Origin of the sequence: Cellulomonas cellasea (genome assembly GCF_006538745.1) — a bacterium.
Lineage (GTDB): Bacteria > Actinomycetota > Actinomycetes > Actinomycetales > Cellulomonadaceae > Cellulomonas_A > Cellulomonas_A cellasea.
In genome coordinates, this window is the sequence record NZ_BJLR01000004.1 from 50,596 (window position 1) to 65,249 (window position 14,654).

The window sequence follows — 14,654 nt, forward strand, 5'->3', positions numbered from 1 at the left end:
CATCCCGGCCCCGGCGTCCCAAGCCGTGACCGGCGTCCGGGTCGCGCCGGCTCGCCACCGGCGCGACCCGGACGTCACAGCCGCGGGTCCACGGCCTCCGACTCGAGCGCGAGGACCGCGAACACCGCCTCGTGCACGCGCCACAGGGGTTCGCCGGCGCAGAACCGCGTGAGCGCCTCGAGGCCGAGCACGTACTCGCGCAGCGCGAGCGAGCGCTTGCGCCCCAGGTGCCGCGAGCGCAGCCGCTCGAGGTTCGCGGGCTCGGTGTAGTCGGGGCCGTAGATGATGCGCAGGTACTCGCGGCCGCGGACCTTGATCCCCGGCTGCACGAGGCCCTTGCGGGCTCGGGTCAGGTTGGCGAGAGGCTTGACGACCATGCCCTCGCCGCCGTCACCCGTGAGGTCCTCCCACCACGTGACGCCGGCCGCGACGGACGCGGGGTCGCCGGTGTCGACGACGAGACGCCGCGTCGCGGTCAGCACGCCGGTGGGGTCCGCGGCGACGAGCGCGTCGGCGACGCCCAGGTGCCACAGGTGGTCGCGGGTCTCGAACGTGCCGGCCTCGCTCGCGAGCACCTGGAACGGCGCGAGGCGCACGCCGTCGAGCCCGTCGGTCGGCCACACGTAGCGGCGGTACGCGTCGGCGAACTGCTCGGCGTTGCCGAGCCGCGAGCGCGTCGACGCGAGCAGGGCGTCGACGGGCAGGCCCCGCGCCGCCGCGGCCTCGAGCGAGGCGACGGCGGCCGGCAGCGCGGCCCGGGCTGCCGCGCCGACGCTCGCGTACTGCGTGCGCAGCAGCTCCTCGGCCTTGACGGACCACGGCATGAGCTCGGCGTCGAGCAGGACCCAGCCCGTCGCCGCGCCGTCGGGCCCGAGCGTGTCCCAGGACCCCGTGGCGTCGAGGGCCGCGCGGACCACCGCGAGCAGCGCCTCGGACCGCGCGTCGTCGAAGAACGGTCGCCCGGTGCGGGTGTGCACGACCCCCGTCACGCCCGGGGGCATCCCGAAGCGCGACGCGGCCACGTCGGCGTCGCGGCACACGAGGACGACCGCGCGCGAGCCCATGTGCTTCTCCTCGCACACGACCTGCGCGACGCCGTCCGCACGGTAGGCGTCGAACGCCTGCGTGGGGTGCTCGAGGAGCGGGCCGTCGGGTGCGGTCGCGCAGGGGCTCATCGTGGGCGGCAGGTAGATCAGCCGGCGCGGGTCGACGGCGAACCGGCTCATGACCTCGAGCGCGCCGGCGGCGTTCTCGGCGGCCACGGAGACGCGCCCGTGCAGGGCGGTCTCGACGACGCGCTTGCCGAGGACGTCGGTCACGTCGAGCACGCCCGGGTCGCGGCGCGCGCCCACCCCGACGCTCGCCGCACCGTCGGCGTCGGCCGCGTCACCGGCGTCGGCCGCGTCACCCGGCACGACGAAGGGCTTGGCCGGCGCATACCAGACCTGCTGCGCGGGCACCTGCACGAGCTCGCGCTCGGGGTAGCGCAGCGCGGTCAGCGCCCCGCCGAACACGCACCCGGTGTCGAGGCAGAGCGTGTTGTTGACCCAGGCCGGCACCGGCGTCGGCGTGTGCCCGTAGAGCACCATGGCGCGGCCCCGGTAGTCCTCGGCCCACGGGTAGCGCACGGGCAGGCCGAACTCGTCGGTCTCGCCCGTCGTCTCCCCGTACAGCGCGAACGAGCGCACGCGCCCCGAGGCGCGGTTGTGGAACGCCTCCTTGAGGCCCGCGTGCGCGACGACGAGCGCCCCGCCGTCGAGCACGAGGTGCGCGACGAGCCCGTCGCAGAACGCCCGCACCTCGGCACGGAACTCCGGGGTCTCCCCCTCGAGCTGCGCGAGCGTCTCCGCGAGGCCGTGCGACGTCTGCACCTGCCGGCCGTCGAGCGCGCGGACGAGCTTGTTCTCATGGTTGCCCGGGACGGCGAGCGCGTGCCCCGCCCCCACCATCCCCATGACGAGCCGCAGGACGCCGGGGCTGTCGGGGCCGCGGTCGACGAGGTCGCCGACGAACACCGCACGCCGCCCCTCCGGGTGGACGGCGTCGACCGGCCGCCCCTCGGCGTCGTGCTCGACCACGTAGCCGAGCCGCCCGAGCAGCTCCTCGAGCTCCGCCCGGCAGCCGTGCACGTCCCCGACCACGTCGAACGGCCCGGTCTCGTCGCGCCGGTCGCTGCGCAGCGGCTGCCGCTCGATCACGGCCGCCGCGACCTCCTCGACCCCCCGCAGCACGTGCACGGTCCGGAAGCCCTCGCGGCTCAGGCTGCGCAGCGAGCGCCGCAGCTGGTCGCGCTGGCGCCGGACCACGTGGGCGCCGAAGCCGCGGTCGGTGCGGGCCGCGTTGCGCTCGACGCACACGGCCTCGGGGACGTCGAGCACGATCGCGACCGGCAGCACGTCGTGCGCGCGGGCCAGGTCGACGAGCGAGCGCCGCGCCGCCTGCTGGACGTTCGTCGCGTCGACGACCGTGAGCAGCCCGGCGTCGAGGCGCGTCGCCGCGACGTGGTGCAGCACGTCGAACGCCGCGGCGGTGGCGGCCTGGTCGTTCGGGTCGTTCGAGACGAGCCCGCGGCAGAAGTCCGACGACAGCGTCTCGAACGGTCCGAAGTGCTCGGCCGCGAACGTCGACTTGCCCGAGCCGGAGACCCCGACCAGCACGACGAGCGACAGGGCCGGGACGGTCAGCGCGGTCATCGCGCCGCCTCCTCGGCCCGGCGGAACACGGCCATCTGGGTCGGCGGGCCGACGTCCGGGTCGTCCTCGCCGACGGGCAGCAGCTCGACGCCGTACCCGTACCGCCCGGCGGTCGCGTGCGCCCACGCGGCGAGCTCCGCGCGCGTCCACTCGAACCGGTGGTCGTGGTGGCGCATCGACCCGGCGGCCAGCGTCGGGTAGCGGACGTTGTGCTCGGCGTTGGGGGTGGTCACGACGACGGTCGCGGGCGACGCCGCGCCGAACACCGCGTGCTCGAGCGCGCCGAGCCGCGGCGGGTCGACGTGCTCGACCACCTCCATGAGCACCGCGGCGTCGAAGCCCGCGACCCGCGCGTCGGTGTACGTAATCGACGACTGCGCGAGCTCGACCCGCGCGCGCAGCCGCTCGGGGAGCGTGTCGAGGTGCAGCCGCCGCGCGGCGAGCTCGAGCGCCCGGTGCGAGACGTCGACACCGAGCACCCGCTCGACCCCCTTCTCCCGCAGCAGCGCCCGCAGCAGCACGCCCTCGCCGCACCCGAGGTCGACGACGCTGCGCGCACCGACCGCGCGGAGCTGCTCGACGACCGCGTCGACGCGCAGGCGGGCGAGCGGGGCGCGGGTCGGCTCGGGCCCTGGTTCGACGTCGTGCGTCGCGGCGGGGTCGTCCGGGGTCACGGAGTCGTCCGGGGTCGCGAGCTCGTCCGGGCTCGGGGCGCCGCCGGGGGACGCCTGCTCGTCCCGGCTCGGGGCGCCGTCCGGGGTCGCGGTGCCGTCCCGGCCCGCGTCGCCGTCCGCGGTCGGGACGTCCTCCGGCAGCTCCTCCGCGACGGAGTCGTCGTCCGCGTCGGGGAGCACGTCGTCGACCTCGGCGAGCCGAGCCACCGCGGAGTCCGCGAGCACGCGCCGGTTCGCGAGGTAGCGCCGGGCGATCTCCTCGCGCGCCGGGTGGCGTGCGAGCCAGCCCTCCCCCGCCCGGACCAGCTTGTCGACCTCGTCGGTGCCCACCCAGTAGTGCTTCGCGACGTCGAGCGTCGGCAGCAGCACGTAGAGGTGGCTCAGCGCATCGGCCACCCGCATGGTCCCCGTCAGGTGCAGGTCGACGTAGCGCGAGTCACCCCACGCCGGCACCTGCGGGTCGAGCGGCACCGGCGTCGCGCGCACGGTCCACCCCAGCGGCTCGAAGAGGCGGACCGCCGCCTCGACGCCACCGCGGCACGGCACCGCCGGCACCCGCACCTCGAGCGGCCACTCCCTCCCGGGGAGCTCGGGCCGCGCCTCGCACCGGCCCGCCATCGCGGAGCGGAACACCCTCCCGAGCGCGACCGCGAGCATCGACGACGCCGCGTAGGGGCGGTCGTTGACGTACTCCGCGAGGCTGAACGCCGAGTCCCTCGACCCGCGGCCCTTCCCGCGGACGAGCGCGACGGGGTCGACCTCGAGCAGCAGAGCGACGGTGCACCGGCGCTCGTCGGCCTCGGGGTAGAACACGTGCGCGACCCCGACCGACTGCTCGAAGGCCTGGACCCGCGCGGGGTGCTTGTGCAGCAGGAACCCGAGGTCGCTCGCGTCGTCGGTCTCGGTCGTCAGCTCCAGCAGCACCCGCGCATCCTGGCACGCGGGCGCAGATCGACCGAGGTGAAAACGCGCGCGGGCGGCCGGACGGGTGAGCGCCGCCGTCCGGGTCAGGCCGCGAGCGCCGCGTCGACCGTCTCGTGGATCGTGAAGACCTGCGTGAGCGCCGTGATGCGGAAGACCTTGAGCAGCCGCTCCGAGTCGATCACGAGCTGGAGGCGGCCGCCGTGGCCGCGCACCTTCTTGAGCACGCCGACGAGGACGCCGAGGCCCGTGGAGTCCATGAACCGCACGGGTGTGAGGTCGACGACCAGGTCCGTGCGTCCCTCGTCGATGAGGCTCGCGAGCCGTTCCCGCAGGACCGACGCCGTGTAGACGTCGATCTCCCCGGAGACCTCGACCACGGTCACGTCACCCACCGCCCGGCTGACAACTCCGACGTCCATGCCCCACACCCCGTTTCGTCGGTTCGGCGTCATTCAAACAGACCGACGGGCGCTGCGGCGCCATCGCGTCCGTGTCGTCCGGGTACGCCGCCCGTCAGGGCGACCCCGGGACGCCCTGACGGAGGCCCGGTCACCGGGGCCGCGCCCGGTCACGCGGGCCGGGCCCGGCCGGCCGAGGAGCGACTCTGCCATGATCGGCCGGTGCCGCTCCGCCCCCCGGTTCCCGACGCCGACGCCGGCACCGCTGCCGCGCGGCCCCGCGTGGGCAGCACGAGCGCGAGGTCCGCCCCGTGAGGACGAGCGCGGGTTACGGCACGCGCCCGGACGTGCTGCCGGCGGCGCTGCGGGATGCCGCCCGGGACCCGGGCTCCGGGGTCCGGGTGCTCGACGCCGCCGAGGACGCGCTGCGCTCCGGCGAGAGCCTCGGGAGGTTCGCGGCGCAGGACGGCGTGACGCTCGCCTGGCCCGACGGCCCCGGCGTCGCGCGCAGCCGGTGGGTCGACGACGCCGACCGCGTCGCCCAGGTCGACCGGTCGCTCGCGGCACGGGTGACCGGGGGCGCCCGGGTCGTCCTCGTCCCCGACAACCTCGTGGTGCCGTCCGTCGAGCTCCCCGTGGCGGTCCTGCGCGCGCATCTCTCGGCCGTCGCGGAGGCGTTCGCGGGGTTCTGGGTGTTCAGCCCCGACGACCGGCTGCTCGTGGACTGCCGGTGGGACGGCGGGCTCGTCGTCGGACCGGTCCCGGGCGGGCGCCCGTCTCCCCCGGCGCGCTGAGGCCCAGCCCGTCAGCCCTGCGCCGGAGCGGGGCGAGCCCGCTCCGCCGCGAGCGCCGCCCGGTACTCCTCGGTCGTCCCGTCGGGCCGCACCTCCTGCAGCACGTGGTCGCGCACCCCGAGCCCGCGCAGCGTCGAGCCGAGCCGCGCGACGTCCTGCGAGGTCAGGACCGTCGGGTCCACGGTCGTCCGGACCTGCACGTCGACGCCCGAGTCGAGCACGAGCCGCAGCGAGGCGAACGCGGCGTCCGCGCTCGGGCCGACCCGGGTGATCGCCTCGTACAGCGACGCGGGGGCCTTGACGTCGAGCCCGACCCAGTCGGCGAGCGGCAGCACCTCCGCGAGCCGGCGCGGGTAGGCCCCCGACGTGTGCAGCCCGACGAGGTAGCCCGCGTCGCGCACCTCGCGCATCGCCGCCGCGAGCGCGTGCTGGCGCGTCGGCTCCCCGCCCGAGAACACCACGCCGTCGAGCAGCCCGTGCCGTCGCGCGAGCAGGGCCCGGACCCGCGACCACGGGACGGTGCCCGGGGTGCGCGGGTCGATCAGCGACGGGTTGTGGCAGTACGTGCACTCCCACGGGCAGCCCTGCAGGAACAGGGTCGCGACGAGCCTGCCCGGCCAGTCGCACGTCGACAGCGCCGTGAGCCCCGCGATCTCGAGCGCGTCACCCGAGCCGGCGGGACCCGCACCGCTCACGCGCGGACCGGCTCGAGGAACGGCGTGCGCTCGGCGTGCTCGCCCTTCTTGCCGATGTTGAACGAGCTCACGGGCCGGTGGTAGCCCATGACGCGCGTCCACACCTCGCACACGACGGGGTCCGCGCCGGGCCGCTCGTCGCCGCAGCGCTCGCACGTCGGGTGCTCCCCCGCGAGGTAGCCGTGGTTCGGGCAGATCGAGAACGTCGGCGTGATCGTGATGTACGGCAGCGCGTACGTCGACAGCGACCGGCGCACGAGCTCGCGGCACGCCTGCGCCGTGCTCAGCCGCTCGGACATGTACAGGTGCAGCACCGTGCCGCCCGTGTACTTGCGCTGCAGCTCCTCCTGGCGCTCGAGCGCCTCGAACGGGTCGTCGGTGAAGCCGACCGGGAGCTGCGAGGAGTTCGTGTAGTACGGGTTGGCGTCGGTGCCGGCCTGGATGATGTCCGCGAACCGCTTGCGGTCCTCCTTGGCGAACCGGTACGTCGTCCCCTCGGCCGGCGTGGCCTCGAGGTTGTACAGGTGCCCCGTCGCCTCCTGGAACTCGACCATGCGTGCGCGGACGCGGTCGAGGAGCCGGACAGCGAGCGCGTGCCCGTCGTCCGTCGTGACGTCCTCGAGGTCCGACGTGAAGTTCCGGACCATCTCGTTGATCCCGTTGACGCCGATCGTCGAGAAGTGGTTGTCGAGCGTGCCGAGGTAGCGCTTCGTGTAGGGGAACAGGCCCTCGTCGATGTACTTCTGGATGACCGTGCGCTTGACCTCGAGGGAGTCCCGGGCGAGGTCGAGCAGGCGGTCGAGCTCGCGCAGCAGCGTCGCCTCGTCGCCCCGGTACAGGTAGCCGAGCCGCGCGCAGTTGACGGTCACGACGCCGAGCGACCCCGTCTGCTCCGCAGAGCCGAACAGCCCGTTGCCGCGCTTGAGCAGCTCGCGCAGGTCGAGCTGGAGGCGGCAGCACATCGAGCGCACGTCGCCCGGCTTCATGTCGGAGCGGATGAAGTTCTGGAAGTACGGCAGCCCGTACTTCGCGGTCATCGCGAACAGCAGCTCGGCGTTCTCGGACTCCCACGGGAAGTCCTCGGTGATGTTGTACGTCGGGATCGGGAACGTGAAGACCCGGCCGCTCGCGTCCCCGTCGGTCATGACCTCGATGTACGCGCGGTTGATCAGGTCCATCTCGACCTGCAGGTCGCCGTACGTGAAGTCCATCGGCTCGTCGGCGATGAAGGGCACCTGCTCGCGCAGGTCCTCGGGGCACGTCCAGTCGAACGTGAGGTTCGTGAACGGCGTCTGCGTGCCCCAGCGCGACGGCACGTTGAGGTTGTAGACGAGCTCCTGGATGCCCTGCTTGACCTGGGCGTACGTCAGCGCGTCGACCCGCACGTACGGGGCCATGTACGTGTCGAACGAGCTGAACGCCTGCGCGCCCGCCCACTCGTTCTGCATCGTCCCGAGGAAGTTGACGATCTGCCCGATCGCCGAGCTGAAGTGCTTCGGGGCGCGCGCCTCGACCTTGCCCGGGACGCCGTTGAGACCCTCCTGCAGCAGCGTGCGCAGCGACCAGCCCGCGCAGTAGCCCGAGAACATGTCGAGGTCGTGGATGTGCAGGTCGCCCTCGCGGTGCGCCCGGCCGATCTCCGGGGCGTACACATGGCTCAGCCAGTAGTTCGCGACGACCTTGCCCGCGGTGTTGAGGATCATCCCGCCCAGCGAGTAGCCCTGGTTGGCGTTGGCGTTGACGCGCCAGTCGCTGCGGTCGAGGTACTCGTCGATCGACGAGCCGACCTCGACGACGGGGTGGTGCTGCATGACGGTCTCCTCCGGCGGGCTGTGCGGGGTGCGGGTCCTGCGGTGCCGCGCCGCCTGTCCGGAATGTCTTCACAACATGTGGTGGTCCGCGCGGCGCCGGGCAACAAGATGTGGCATTTCTATGCCCGGAGGCCCCGCGCGCCTGGGGACCTTGGTCCCGTGCCTCGCGCTGCCGGGCTGCGGGCCTGCGCAGGGACGACGATGCGCGTCCGGGCGCCCCGGCGTGTCGCTCCCGGCGCGGCCTCAGCGCGCGAGCGTGAACCGCACGGGATCGCCCGGGCGCAGCTGGGCCGCGGCGGACAGACCGTCGGTGCGCACCACGGCGAGCACCGGGTAGCCGCCCGTGACGGGGTGGTCGGGCCCGAACACGACCGGCTGCCCGTCGGGCGGGACCTGCACGGCCCCGACGACGAGGCCCTCGGACGGCAGCTCCCCGCGCGGCGTTCGCGGCAGCGGCGGCCCGGCCAGCCGGAGCGCGATGCGGTCGCTCGACGGCGTCACCCGGTAGACCGCGCGGGTGAGCACGTCGAGCGCGTCCGGGACGAACCAGTCGAGCCGAGGGCCGGGCAGGACGGGCAGGACGGGCGGGACGGGCGGGACGTCGCGCTCGGGGCCGACGTGCGGAGCCGCCGTGCCGAGCTCCGGGAGCCCGCGCGTGCCGGTGCCGACCGGCAGCACGTCCCCCGCGGCCAGCGGCGGGGGCCCGAGCCCCGAGAGCCGGTCCGCCGACCGCGACCCGAGCACCGCCGGGACGGCCACGCCGCCACGCACCGCGACGTACGTGCGGAGCCCGTGCTCCGCCGTCCCGAGCCGGAGCCGCGACCCGGCCGGCAGCCGGAGCGCCGCACCGTGGTCGACCGGCGCCTCGTCGACCCACGCCGGGCCGACCGCCCCCGTGAGCGCGACGACCGTGGTCTGCAGCGCGTGCACCTCGAGCCCGCCGAGCAGCACCTCGAGCGCGGCCGCCCCGGGCTCGTTGCCGACGAGCCGGTTGCCGAGCCGCAACGCCGCCGGGTCCGCGGTGCCCGACCGCCCGACCCCCACCGCGGCGAAGCCCGGGCGGCCGGCGTCCTCGACGAGCGTGAGGACGCCCGGGGCCAGCACCTCGATCACGGGGCGTCCCCGAGGTCCACGAAGCGCACGCGGGCGCCCGGGACGAGCAGCGCCGGGTGGGCGCGCGCCGCGTCGAACAGCACCGCGTCGGACCGTCCGATCAGCCGCCAGCCCCCGGGCGTCGCCGCCGGGTAGACGGCCGTGAACTCCCCGGCGAGCGCCACCGACCCTGCGGGCACCCGCTCGCGCGGGCTCGACCGGCGCGGGACGTGCAGCGCCGGGTCGACGCCCGTCAGGTACGCGAACCCCGGCATGAAGCCACCGAACGCGACGACGTGGTCGCGCCCGGTGTGCCGCGCGACGACCTCCGCGCGGGTGAGGCCGGTCAGCGCTGCGACCTCGTCGAGGTCCGGCCCGTCGTAGTGCACGCCCAGACGGACCGCGCCCTCCGGTGAGCGGGTGTCGTGGGCCGGTCCCCCGCCCGTCAGCGCCCGACGCCCGACCGCGTGCACGTGCTGCTCGATGTCACCGGCGGGCGTGCCCGCGGCGAACCGGACGAGCACCGTGCGGGCCGCGGGGACGAGGTCCTCGGTCCCCGGCGGAGGGTCGGCGCGCAGCGCGGCGTCGAGCACCCGAACCTCGTCCAGGCCGGCGACGTCGACCAGGAACGCGCGTTCGCCGTAGGGCTGGATGCGCACCTCGCCGGGGGCGGGGTCGACGGGGGCGTCCGCAGCGGCGTCGTCCGCCGTGCCGTGGTCCGCTCCGGCGGCGTCGTCCGCCGTGCCGTGGTCCGCTCCGGCGGCGTCGTCCGCCGTGCCATGGTCCGCTCCGGCGGCGTCGTCCGCCGTGACGAGGTCGGCGTCCGTCGGGTCGGGGTCGGCGTCCGCGTCCGGCAGGCTCACGCGGTGAACGACCGGAGCTCGACCCCCGACAGCTCGAGGCCCGCGTGCACCGACCGCAGCAGCGCGAGCGCGCCCGGGGTGTCCGAGTGCACGCACAGGGACTCGGCGGCGACCTCGACCACCGTCCCGTCGACGGCCACGACGACGCCCTCACGGGCGAGCCGGACCGCGCGCGCAGCGGCGAGCGCGGGGTCGGCCACGACGGCGCCAGGCTGCGAGCGCGGGACGAGCGTGCCCTGCGGCGTGTACCCGCGGTCGGCGAACGCCTCGGCGACGACCCGCAGCCCCGCCTCGCGGGCGCACGCGAGCAGCCGGGAGCCCGGCAGGCAGAGGACCGCCAGGCTCGCGTCGAACCGTGCGACGGCGTCGACGACCGCGCGGGCCTGCGCCTCGTCGTGCACCACGCTGTTGTACAGCGCGCCGTGCGGCTTGACGTACGCGACGGCTCCCCCGGCCGACCGGGCCAGGGCCGCGAGCGCACCGAGCTGGTACGTGGTCTCGGCGCGCAGCACGTCGGCGGGCACGTCGAGCGGGCGGCGCCCGAAGCCGACGAGGTCCCGGTACCCGACGTGCGCCCCGATCGCGACGCCGCGCTCGACGGCACCCGCGCAGGTGGCGGCCATGATCTCGGGGTCGCCCGCGTGGAACCCGCACGCGATGTTCGCGCTGGTCACGAGGTCGAGCAGCGCGGCGTCGAGCCCCGGCTCCCCGAGCCGCCACACCGCGTACCCCTCGCCGAGGTCGCAGTTCAGGTCGATGTGCACGCCTCCATCCTGGCGCGCCGCGGGAGGTCGGGCCAGGGTGCGTCCTGCCCTCCTCCGTCTCCGGCGGTGCGCGCCCTGAGGAGCGCGCGACCCCGACGTCACCGGCGCGTCGGCCACCCCGCTACGGTCGGGCGGTGGACACCCTGCGAGACGCCCTGGACCGGGCGACGCGCATCGTCGTGGCGCGGGGCATCGAGTTCGACCCGACCCCGGTCAAGCGCAGGCAGGCCCCGCGCAACGAGATCGTCGGCCAGGTCGACGACCCTGCGGCCCTGGCGCAGCTCCCCGCGGCGCTACGCCTCGCCGACGTGCAGGAGCTCGGGGGCATGTGGATAGCCGCACCGAGCCCGATCCTCGCGCTCTACGCCGACCTTGAGCTCCTGGGGACGGTCCGACTGGTCGGGGGTCCGTGGGTCAGCTCGCCGTGGTGGGCCTGGGACATGCAGCTCCGGGAGCCGGAGCGGCTCGCGCGCTGGATGGACGAGCACGTCCCGGGCTCGGGACACGCCTGCACGGAGCCGTGACCGGAGGGCGGCGCGCAGCCGTCGCCCCCTCGTCCGGCGCAGGGCCCCCGCCGCGCACGACCTCGTCGACCGTCGCCGGACGGGACCCGGTGCGAGGATGGCCGACGTGCTGGGATCCGACGGGCTGCTCGACGTGCTGCTCTCGGGCGGGCGCCGCGACGACCGCCTCACGCACGTGCGCCACCTGCCCGCGCGCGAGGGCGTCCGGGCGGACTGGCCGTCGTGGGCCGACCCGGACCTCGTCGCCGGGTACCGCGCGCTGGGCGTCGAGCGTCCGTGGCGTCACCAGGTCGAGGCAGCCGACGCCGCGTGGTCCGGCCGGCACACGGTGCTCGCGACGTCGACGGGCTCGGGCAAGTCGCTCGCGTTCTGGCTGCCCTCGCTGACGGCCGTCCGCACCGACCGCGCCGCCGGGCTGCTCGACCCCGGGCGCATCGAGACGGTCGCGCGTCGCGGCTCGGTGCTCTACCTGTGCCCGACGAAGGCCCTCGCGCACGACCAGCTCGGCGGGCTCGACCGGCTCGTCACCGCTGCGCGCACCCGCGACATCCGCGTCGCGGCGTGCGACGGCGACACCGGCTTCGACGAGCGCCGCTGGGTCCAGGAGCACGCCGACGTCGTCCTGACGAACCCCGACTTCCTGCACTTCGCGCTGCTGCCGAACCACCGGCGCTGGTCCCGGCTGCTCGGGTCGCTGCGCTACGTCGTGGTTGACGAGTGCCACGCGTTCCGCGGGGTGTTCGGCGCGCACGTCGCCGCGATCCTGCGCCGGCTGCGGCGGCTCGCGGTGCACTACGCGCCGACCCCCGCCGGGCGGCGCACGGACGGTCCCGTGCTCGCAGGACCGGGCGGGCCGGTGTTCCTGCTCGCGTCCGCGACGACCGCCGACCCCGCCGCGAGCGCCGCCCGGCTGCTGGGCGTCGGGCCGGACTCGATCGCGACCGTGACGGAGGACACCTCCCCGGCCGGGCGGAAGACGTTCGTGCTCTGGCAGCCGCCCGAGCTGCCCGGCGCGAGCGGCCCGTGGGCCGACCTCGTCCCCGAGGAGGACCCGTGGGCGACGCCGCTCCCGCACCCCGAGCCGGTCGATCCCGTGATCACGAGGGAGCCCGACCGGGACGCGTCGGACGGCGGCGCGGCCGTGGCCGGTGCAGCGGCGACGGAGACGCGTACCGGCACCGGGTCGCACCCGGGAGGGGTCGGCATCCAGCTCTCCGGAGGAGTGACCGACCCCGCTGCGGACCCCCGTTCCCTCGTCGCCGTCTCGCCCGTCGCGGGCCTCCCGACGCAGGACGCCGACCCGGGCGGCGCGGCGGCGCTCGCCCCGCACGAGGGGTCCGGCCCGCGCGGCACCGGGGAGAACGTCGTGACCGACCCCTCGGACCGGCCGCGGCGCTCGGTCACCGCGGAGACGGCCGACCTGCTCGCCGACCTGACCGCGGCCGGCGCGCGCACGCTCGCGTTCACCCGGTCGCGGCGCGCGGCCGAGTCCGTGGCGACCGTCACCCGGAACCACCTGAGCCAGATCGACGAGCGCCTCGCCCGCACGGTCGCGGCCTACCGCGGCGGGTACCTGCCCGAGGAGCGGCGCGCGCTCGAGGGGGCGATCCGCGACGGCCGGCTGCGGGCGCTGGCCACGACGAACGCGCTCGAGCTCGGTGTCGACATCACGGGCCTGGACGCCGTGCTGATCGCCGGGTGGCCGGGCACGCGGGTGTCGCTGTGGCAGCAGGCGGGACGTGCGGGGCGGGCCGGAGCGGACGGGCTCGTCGCGCTGATCGCGCGCGAGGACCCGCTCGACACGTTCCTCGTGCACCACCCGGAGGCGGTGTTCGACACCCCGGTCGAGGCGACGGTCTTCGACCCCGCGAACCCGTACGTCCTCGCGCCGCACCTGTGCGCGGCCGCCGCCGAGCTGCCGCTGCGGGAGGACGAGCTCGCGCTGTTCGGGCCCGACACCCGGGCGCTGCTCGACGTGCTCGTCGAGCGGGGTGCGCTCCGGCGCCGCGCGGCAGGGTGGTTCTGGACGCACGCCGAGGCGGCGGCGCGCCTGACCGACCTGCGCGGGACCGGGGGCGACCCGGTGCGCGTGGTCGAGGCGGGGACCGGGCGGATGCTCGGCACGGTCGACGCCGCCGCGGCCGACGCGACCGTGCACCCCGGGGCGGTGTACGTGCACCAGGGCGCGACGTTCGTCGTCTCCGAGCTGCACCTCGCGGACGCCGTGGCGCTCGTCGAGCAGCGCGACGTCGACTACGGCACGTGGTCGCGCTGGGCGACGTCGACGGAGATCCGGGCCGTGCAGCGCGAGCGGCGCTGGGGCCCGGTCACCTGGGGCTTCGGGGCCGTCGACGTCACGAGCCAGGTGCTCAGCTACCAGCGCAAGCGCATCCCGGACCTGCAGGTGCTCGGCACGGAGCTGCTCGAGCTGCCGGCGCGCACGCTCCAGACGACCGCCACCTGGTGGACGGCACCCGCCGAGGTCCTCGAGGCCGCGGGCGTCACGGTCGAGCTCGCGCCCGGCGCGCTGCACGCCGCCGAGCACGCGTCGATCGGTCTCCTCCCGCTGCTCGCGACGTGCGACCGCTGGGACCTCGGCGGGGTGTCCACCGCGCTGCACGCGGACACCGGGATGGCGACCGTCTTCGTGCACGACGCCTACCCCGGCGGTGCGGGCTTCGCCGAGCGGGGGTACGCGCTCGGCGAGACGTGGCTCCGGGCGACCCGCGACGCCGTCGCCTCCTGCCGGTGCACGCGAGGGTGCCCGGCGTGCGTGCAGTCGCCCAAGTGCGGGAACGCGAACAACCCGCTGGAGAAGGCCGCCGCGGTCCGACTGCTCGACGCCGTGCTCGCCCACGCCGTCCCTGGCTGATCGGTCGTCCCGGCCCCGCGACCGCGGGAGACCCCGCACCAACCCGTCCGCGGAAGCCTGGCCAGCCACCCACGAGCCGTCGACGCACCGGGCTCCGCGCTCGCCGTCGCACCGCACGGGCCGCGTGGACCCGGTCAGCTGCGCGCCGAGACCGGACCGGCGCGGGCCCGGGCCGTCGCGGGGCCGGCCGCCGAGGCACGGACCGTGCTCACGGCGACCACGCCGGAGCCCGTGTCGCTGCACGACACGAGCCGCACGTCGTTCCGGCGGGCCACCGCCTGCGCGATCTCGCAGGCCTCGGCCGCTCCTCCGTGGTCGAGCAGGTGCTGCGCGGCCGCGAGCGCGGCGAGGTCGGCGCCCGCCTGCGCGCGACCCCGGGCGCCTTGGGCACCCACGAGCAGCGCGACGACTGCGAGCAGCGCGCCGGCGACGGCGACGACACCGAGCACCAGGACCGTGCCCGAGCCGCTCTCGTCCGGGCGGCCGCGCCGGACACCACGACCCACGCGCGACCCGCTCTCGTCCGCCCACCCGCGCCGGGCACCAGGAG

At 75.9% G+C, this 14,654-nt stretch carries 12 protein-coding genes; 3 read left to right on the forward strand and 9 right to left on the reverse strand.

Annotated features, from left to right (window positions below; genetic code table 11):
* Positions 1-74: 74 nt before the first annotated feature.
* The 3 genes from CCE01nite_RS02065 to CCE01nite_RS02075 form a co-directional block, all read right to left on the reverse strand.
* A complete protein-coding gene (locus CCE01nite_RS02065) occupies positions 75-2,693 on the reverse strand; it encodes a polynucleotide kinase-phosphatase (protein ID WP_034630004.1) in 2,619 nt (872 codons plus the stop codon).
* The gene (locus CCE01nite_RS02070) at positions 2,690-4,291 is read right to left on the reverse strand and encodes a 3' terminal RNA ribose 2'-O-methyltransferase Hen1 (RefSeq protein WP_034630008.1); all 1,602 of its coding nucleotides are present in this window, start codon (positions 4,289-4,291) and stop codon (positions 2,690-2,692) included. The genes CCE01nite_RS02065 and CCE01nite_RS02070 overlap by 4 nt, the downstream gene beginning before the upstream one ends.
* An 83-nt stretch (positions 4,292-4,374) precedes the next feature.
* A complete protein-coding gene (locus tag CCE01nite_RS02075) occupies positions 4,375-4,710 on the reverse strand; it encodes an STAS domain-containing protein (protein ID WP_034630011.1) in 336 nt (111 codons plus the stop codon).
* Positions 4,711-5,000: 290 nt separating this feature from the next.
* Here CCE01nite_RS02075 and CCE01nite_RS02080 point away from each other — a divergent pair, with 290 nt between their 5' ends.
* Positions 5,001-5,483, forward strand: coding sequence for a hypothetical protein (locus CCE01nite_RS02080; protein WP_034630015.1), 483 nt, complete (start codon positions 5,001-5,003; stop codon positions 5,481-5,483).
* Positions 5,484-5,494: 11 nt separating this feature from the next.
* On the opposite strand, the gene CCE01nite_RS02085 is transcribed toward CCE01nite_RS02080, so the two are convergent.
* The 5 genes from CCE01nite_RS02085 to CCE01nite_RS02105 all read right to left on the reverse strand — a co-directional run bounded on the left by CCE01nite_RS02085 (position 5,495) and on the right by CCE01nite_RS02105 (position 10,708).
* Entirely contained in the window at positions 5,495-6,178 is a 684-nt protein-coding gene (locus CCE01nite_RS02085) for an anaerobic ribonucleoside-triphosphate reductase activating protein (protein WP_052104151.1), read from the reverse strand.
* Positions 6,175-7,989 carry a ribonucleoside triphosphate reductase gene (locus tag CCE01nite_RS02090; RefSeq protein ID WP_034630018.1) on the reverse strand — a complete coding sequence of 605 codons (1,815 nt, stop codon included), beginning with the start codon at positions 7,987-7,989 and terminating at the stop codon, positions 6,175-6,177. Before CCE01nite_RS02090 ends, CCE01nite_RS02085 begins: the two co-directional genes overlap by 4 nt.
* Positions 7,990-8,232: 243 nt before the next feature.
* Complete coding sequence (locus CCE01nite_RS02095) at positions 8,233-9,102, reverse strand: 5-oxoprolinase subunit C family protein (protein ID WP_034630021.1); 870 nt, start codon at positions 9,100-9,102, stop codon at positions 8,233-8,235.
* A complete protein-coding gene (locus tag CCE01nite_RS02100; RefSeq protein ID WP_246056282.1) occupies positions 9,099-9,944 on the reverse strand; it encodes a 5-oxoprolinase subunit B family protein in 846 nt (281 codons plus the stop codon). The genes CCE01nite_RS02095 and CCE01nite_RS02100 overlap by 4 nt, the downstream gene beginning before the upstream one ends.
* Positions 9,941-10,708, reverse strand: a complete 768-nt coding sequence (locus CCE01nite_RS02105) for a LamB/YcsF family protein (protein ID WP_034630024.1) — start codon at positions 10,706-10,708, stop codon at positions 9,941-9,943. Before CCE01nite_RS02105 ends, CCE01nite_RS02100 begins: the two co-directional genes overlap by 4 nt.
* Before the next feature lie 134 nt (positions 10,709-10,842).
* On the opposite strand from CCE01nite_RS02105, the gene CCE01nite_RS02110 reads away from it, so the two are divergent.
* Positions 10,843-11,232 (forward strand): hypothetical protein, encoded by a 390-nt coding sequence (locus tag CCE01nite_RS02110; protein ID WP_052104152.1) that lies wholly within the window; start codon positions 10,843-10,845, stop codon positions 11,230-11,232.
* A gap of 109 nt (positions 11,233-11,341) precedes the next feature.
* A complete protein-coding gene (locus CCE01nite_RS02115; protein ID WP_371861006.1) occupies positions 11,342-14,104 on the forward strand; it encodes a DEAD/DEAH box helicase in 2,763 nt (920 codons plus the stop codon).
* Between the two features lie 134 nt (positions 14,105-14,238).
* Here CCE01nite_RS02115 and CCE01nite_RS21950 read toward each other — a convergent pair whose 3' ends face one another.
* Positions 14,239-14,610 carry an Rv3654c family TadE-like protein gene (locus tag CCE01nite_RS21950; RefSeq protein WP_034630031.1) on the reverse strand — a complete coding sequence of 124 codons (372 nt, stop codon included), beginning with the start codon at positions 14,608-14,610 and terminating at the stop codon, positions 14,239-14,241.
* Positions 14,611-14,654 lie beyond the last annotated feature (44 nt).

What these genes read in the sequence shown, in the direction of transcription:
- CCE01nite_RS02065 (WP_034630004.1), bottom strand. Translation starts at nt 2,693, where the DNA reads ATGACCGCGCTGACCGTCCCGGCCCTGTCGCTCGTCGTGCTGGTCGGG.
- CCE01nite_RS02075 (WP_034630011.1), bottom strand. Translation starts at nt 4,710, where the DNA reads ATGGACGTCGGAGTTGTCAGCCGGGCGGTGGGTGACGTGACCGTGGTC.
- CCE01nite_RS02090 (WP_034630018.1), bottom strand. Translation starts at nt 7,989, where the DNA reads ATGCAGCACCACCCCGTCGTCGAGGTCGGCTCGTCGATCGACGAGTAC.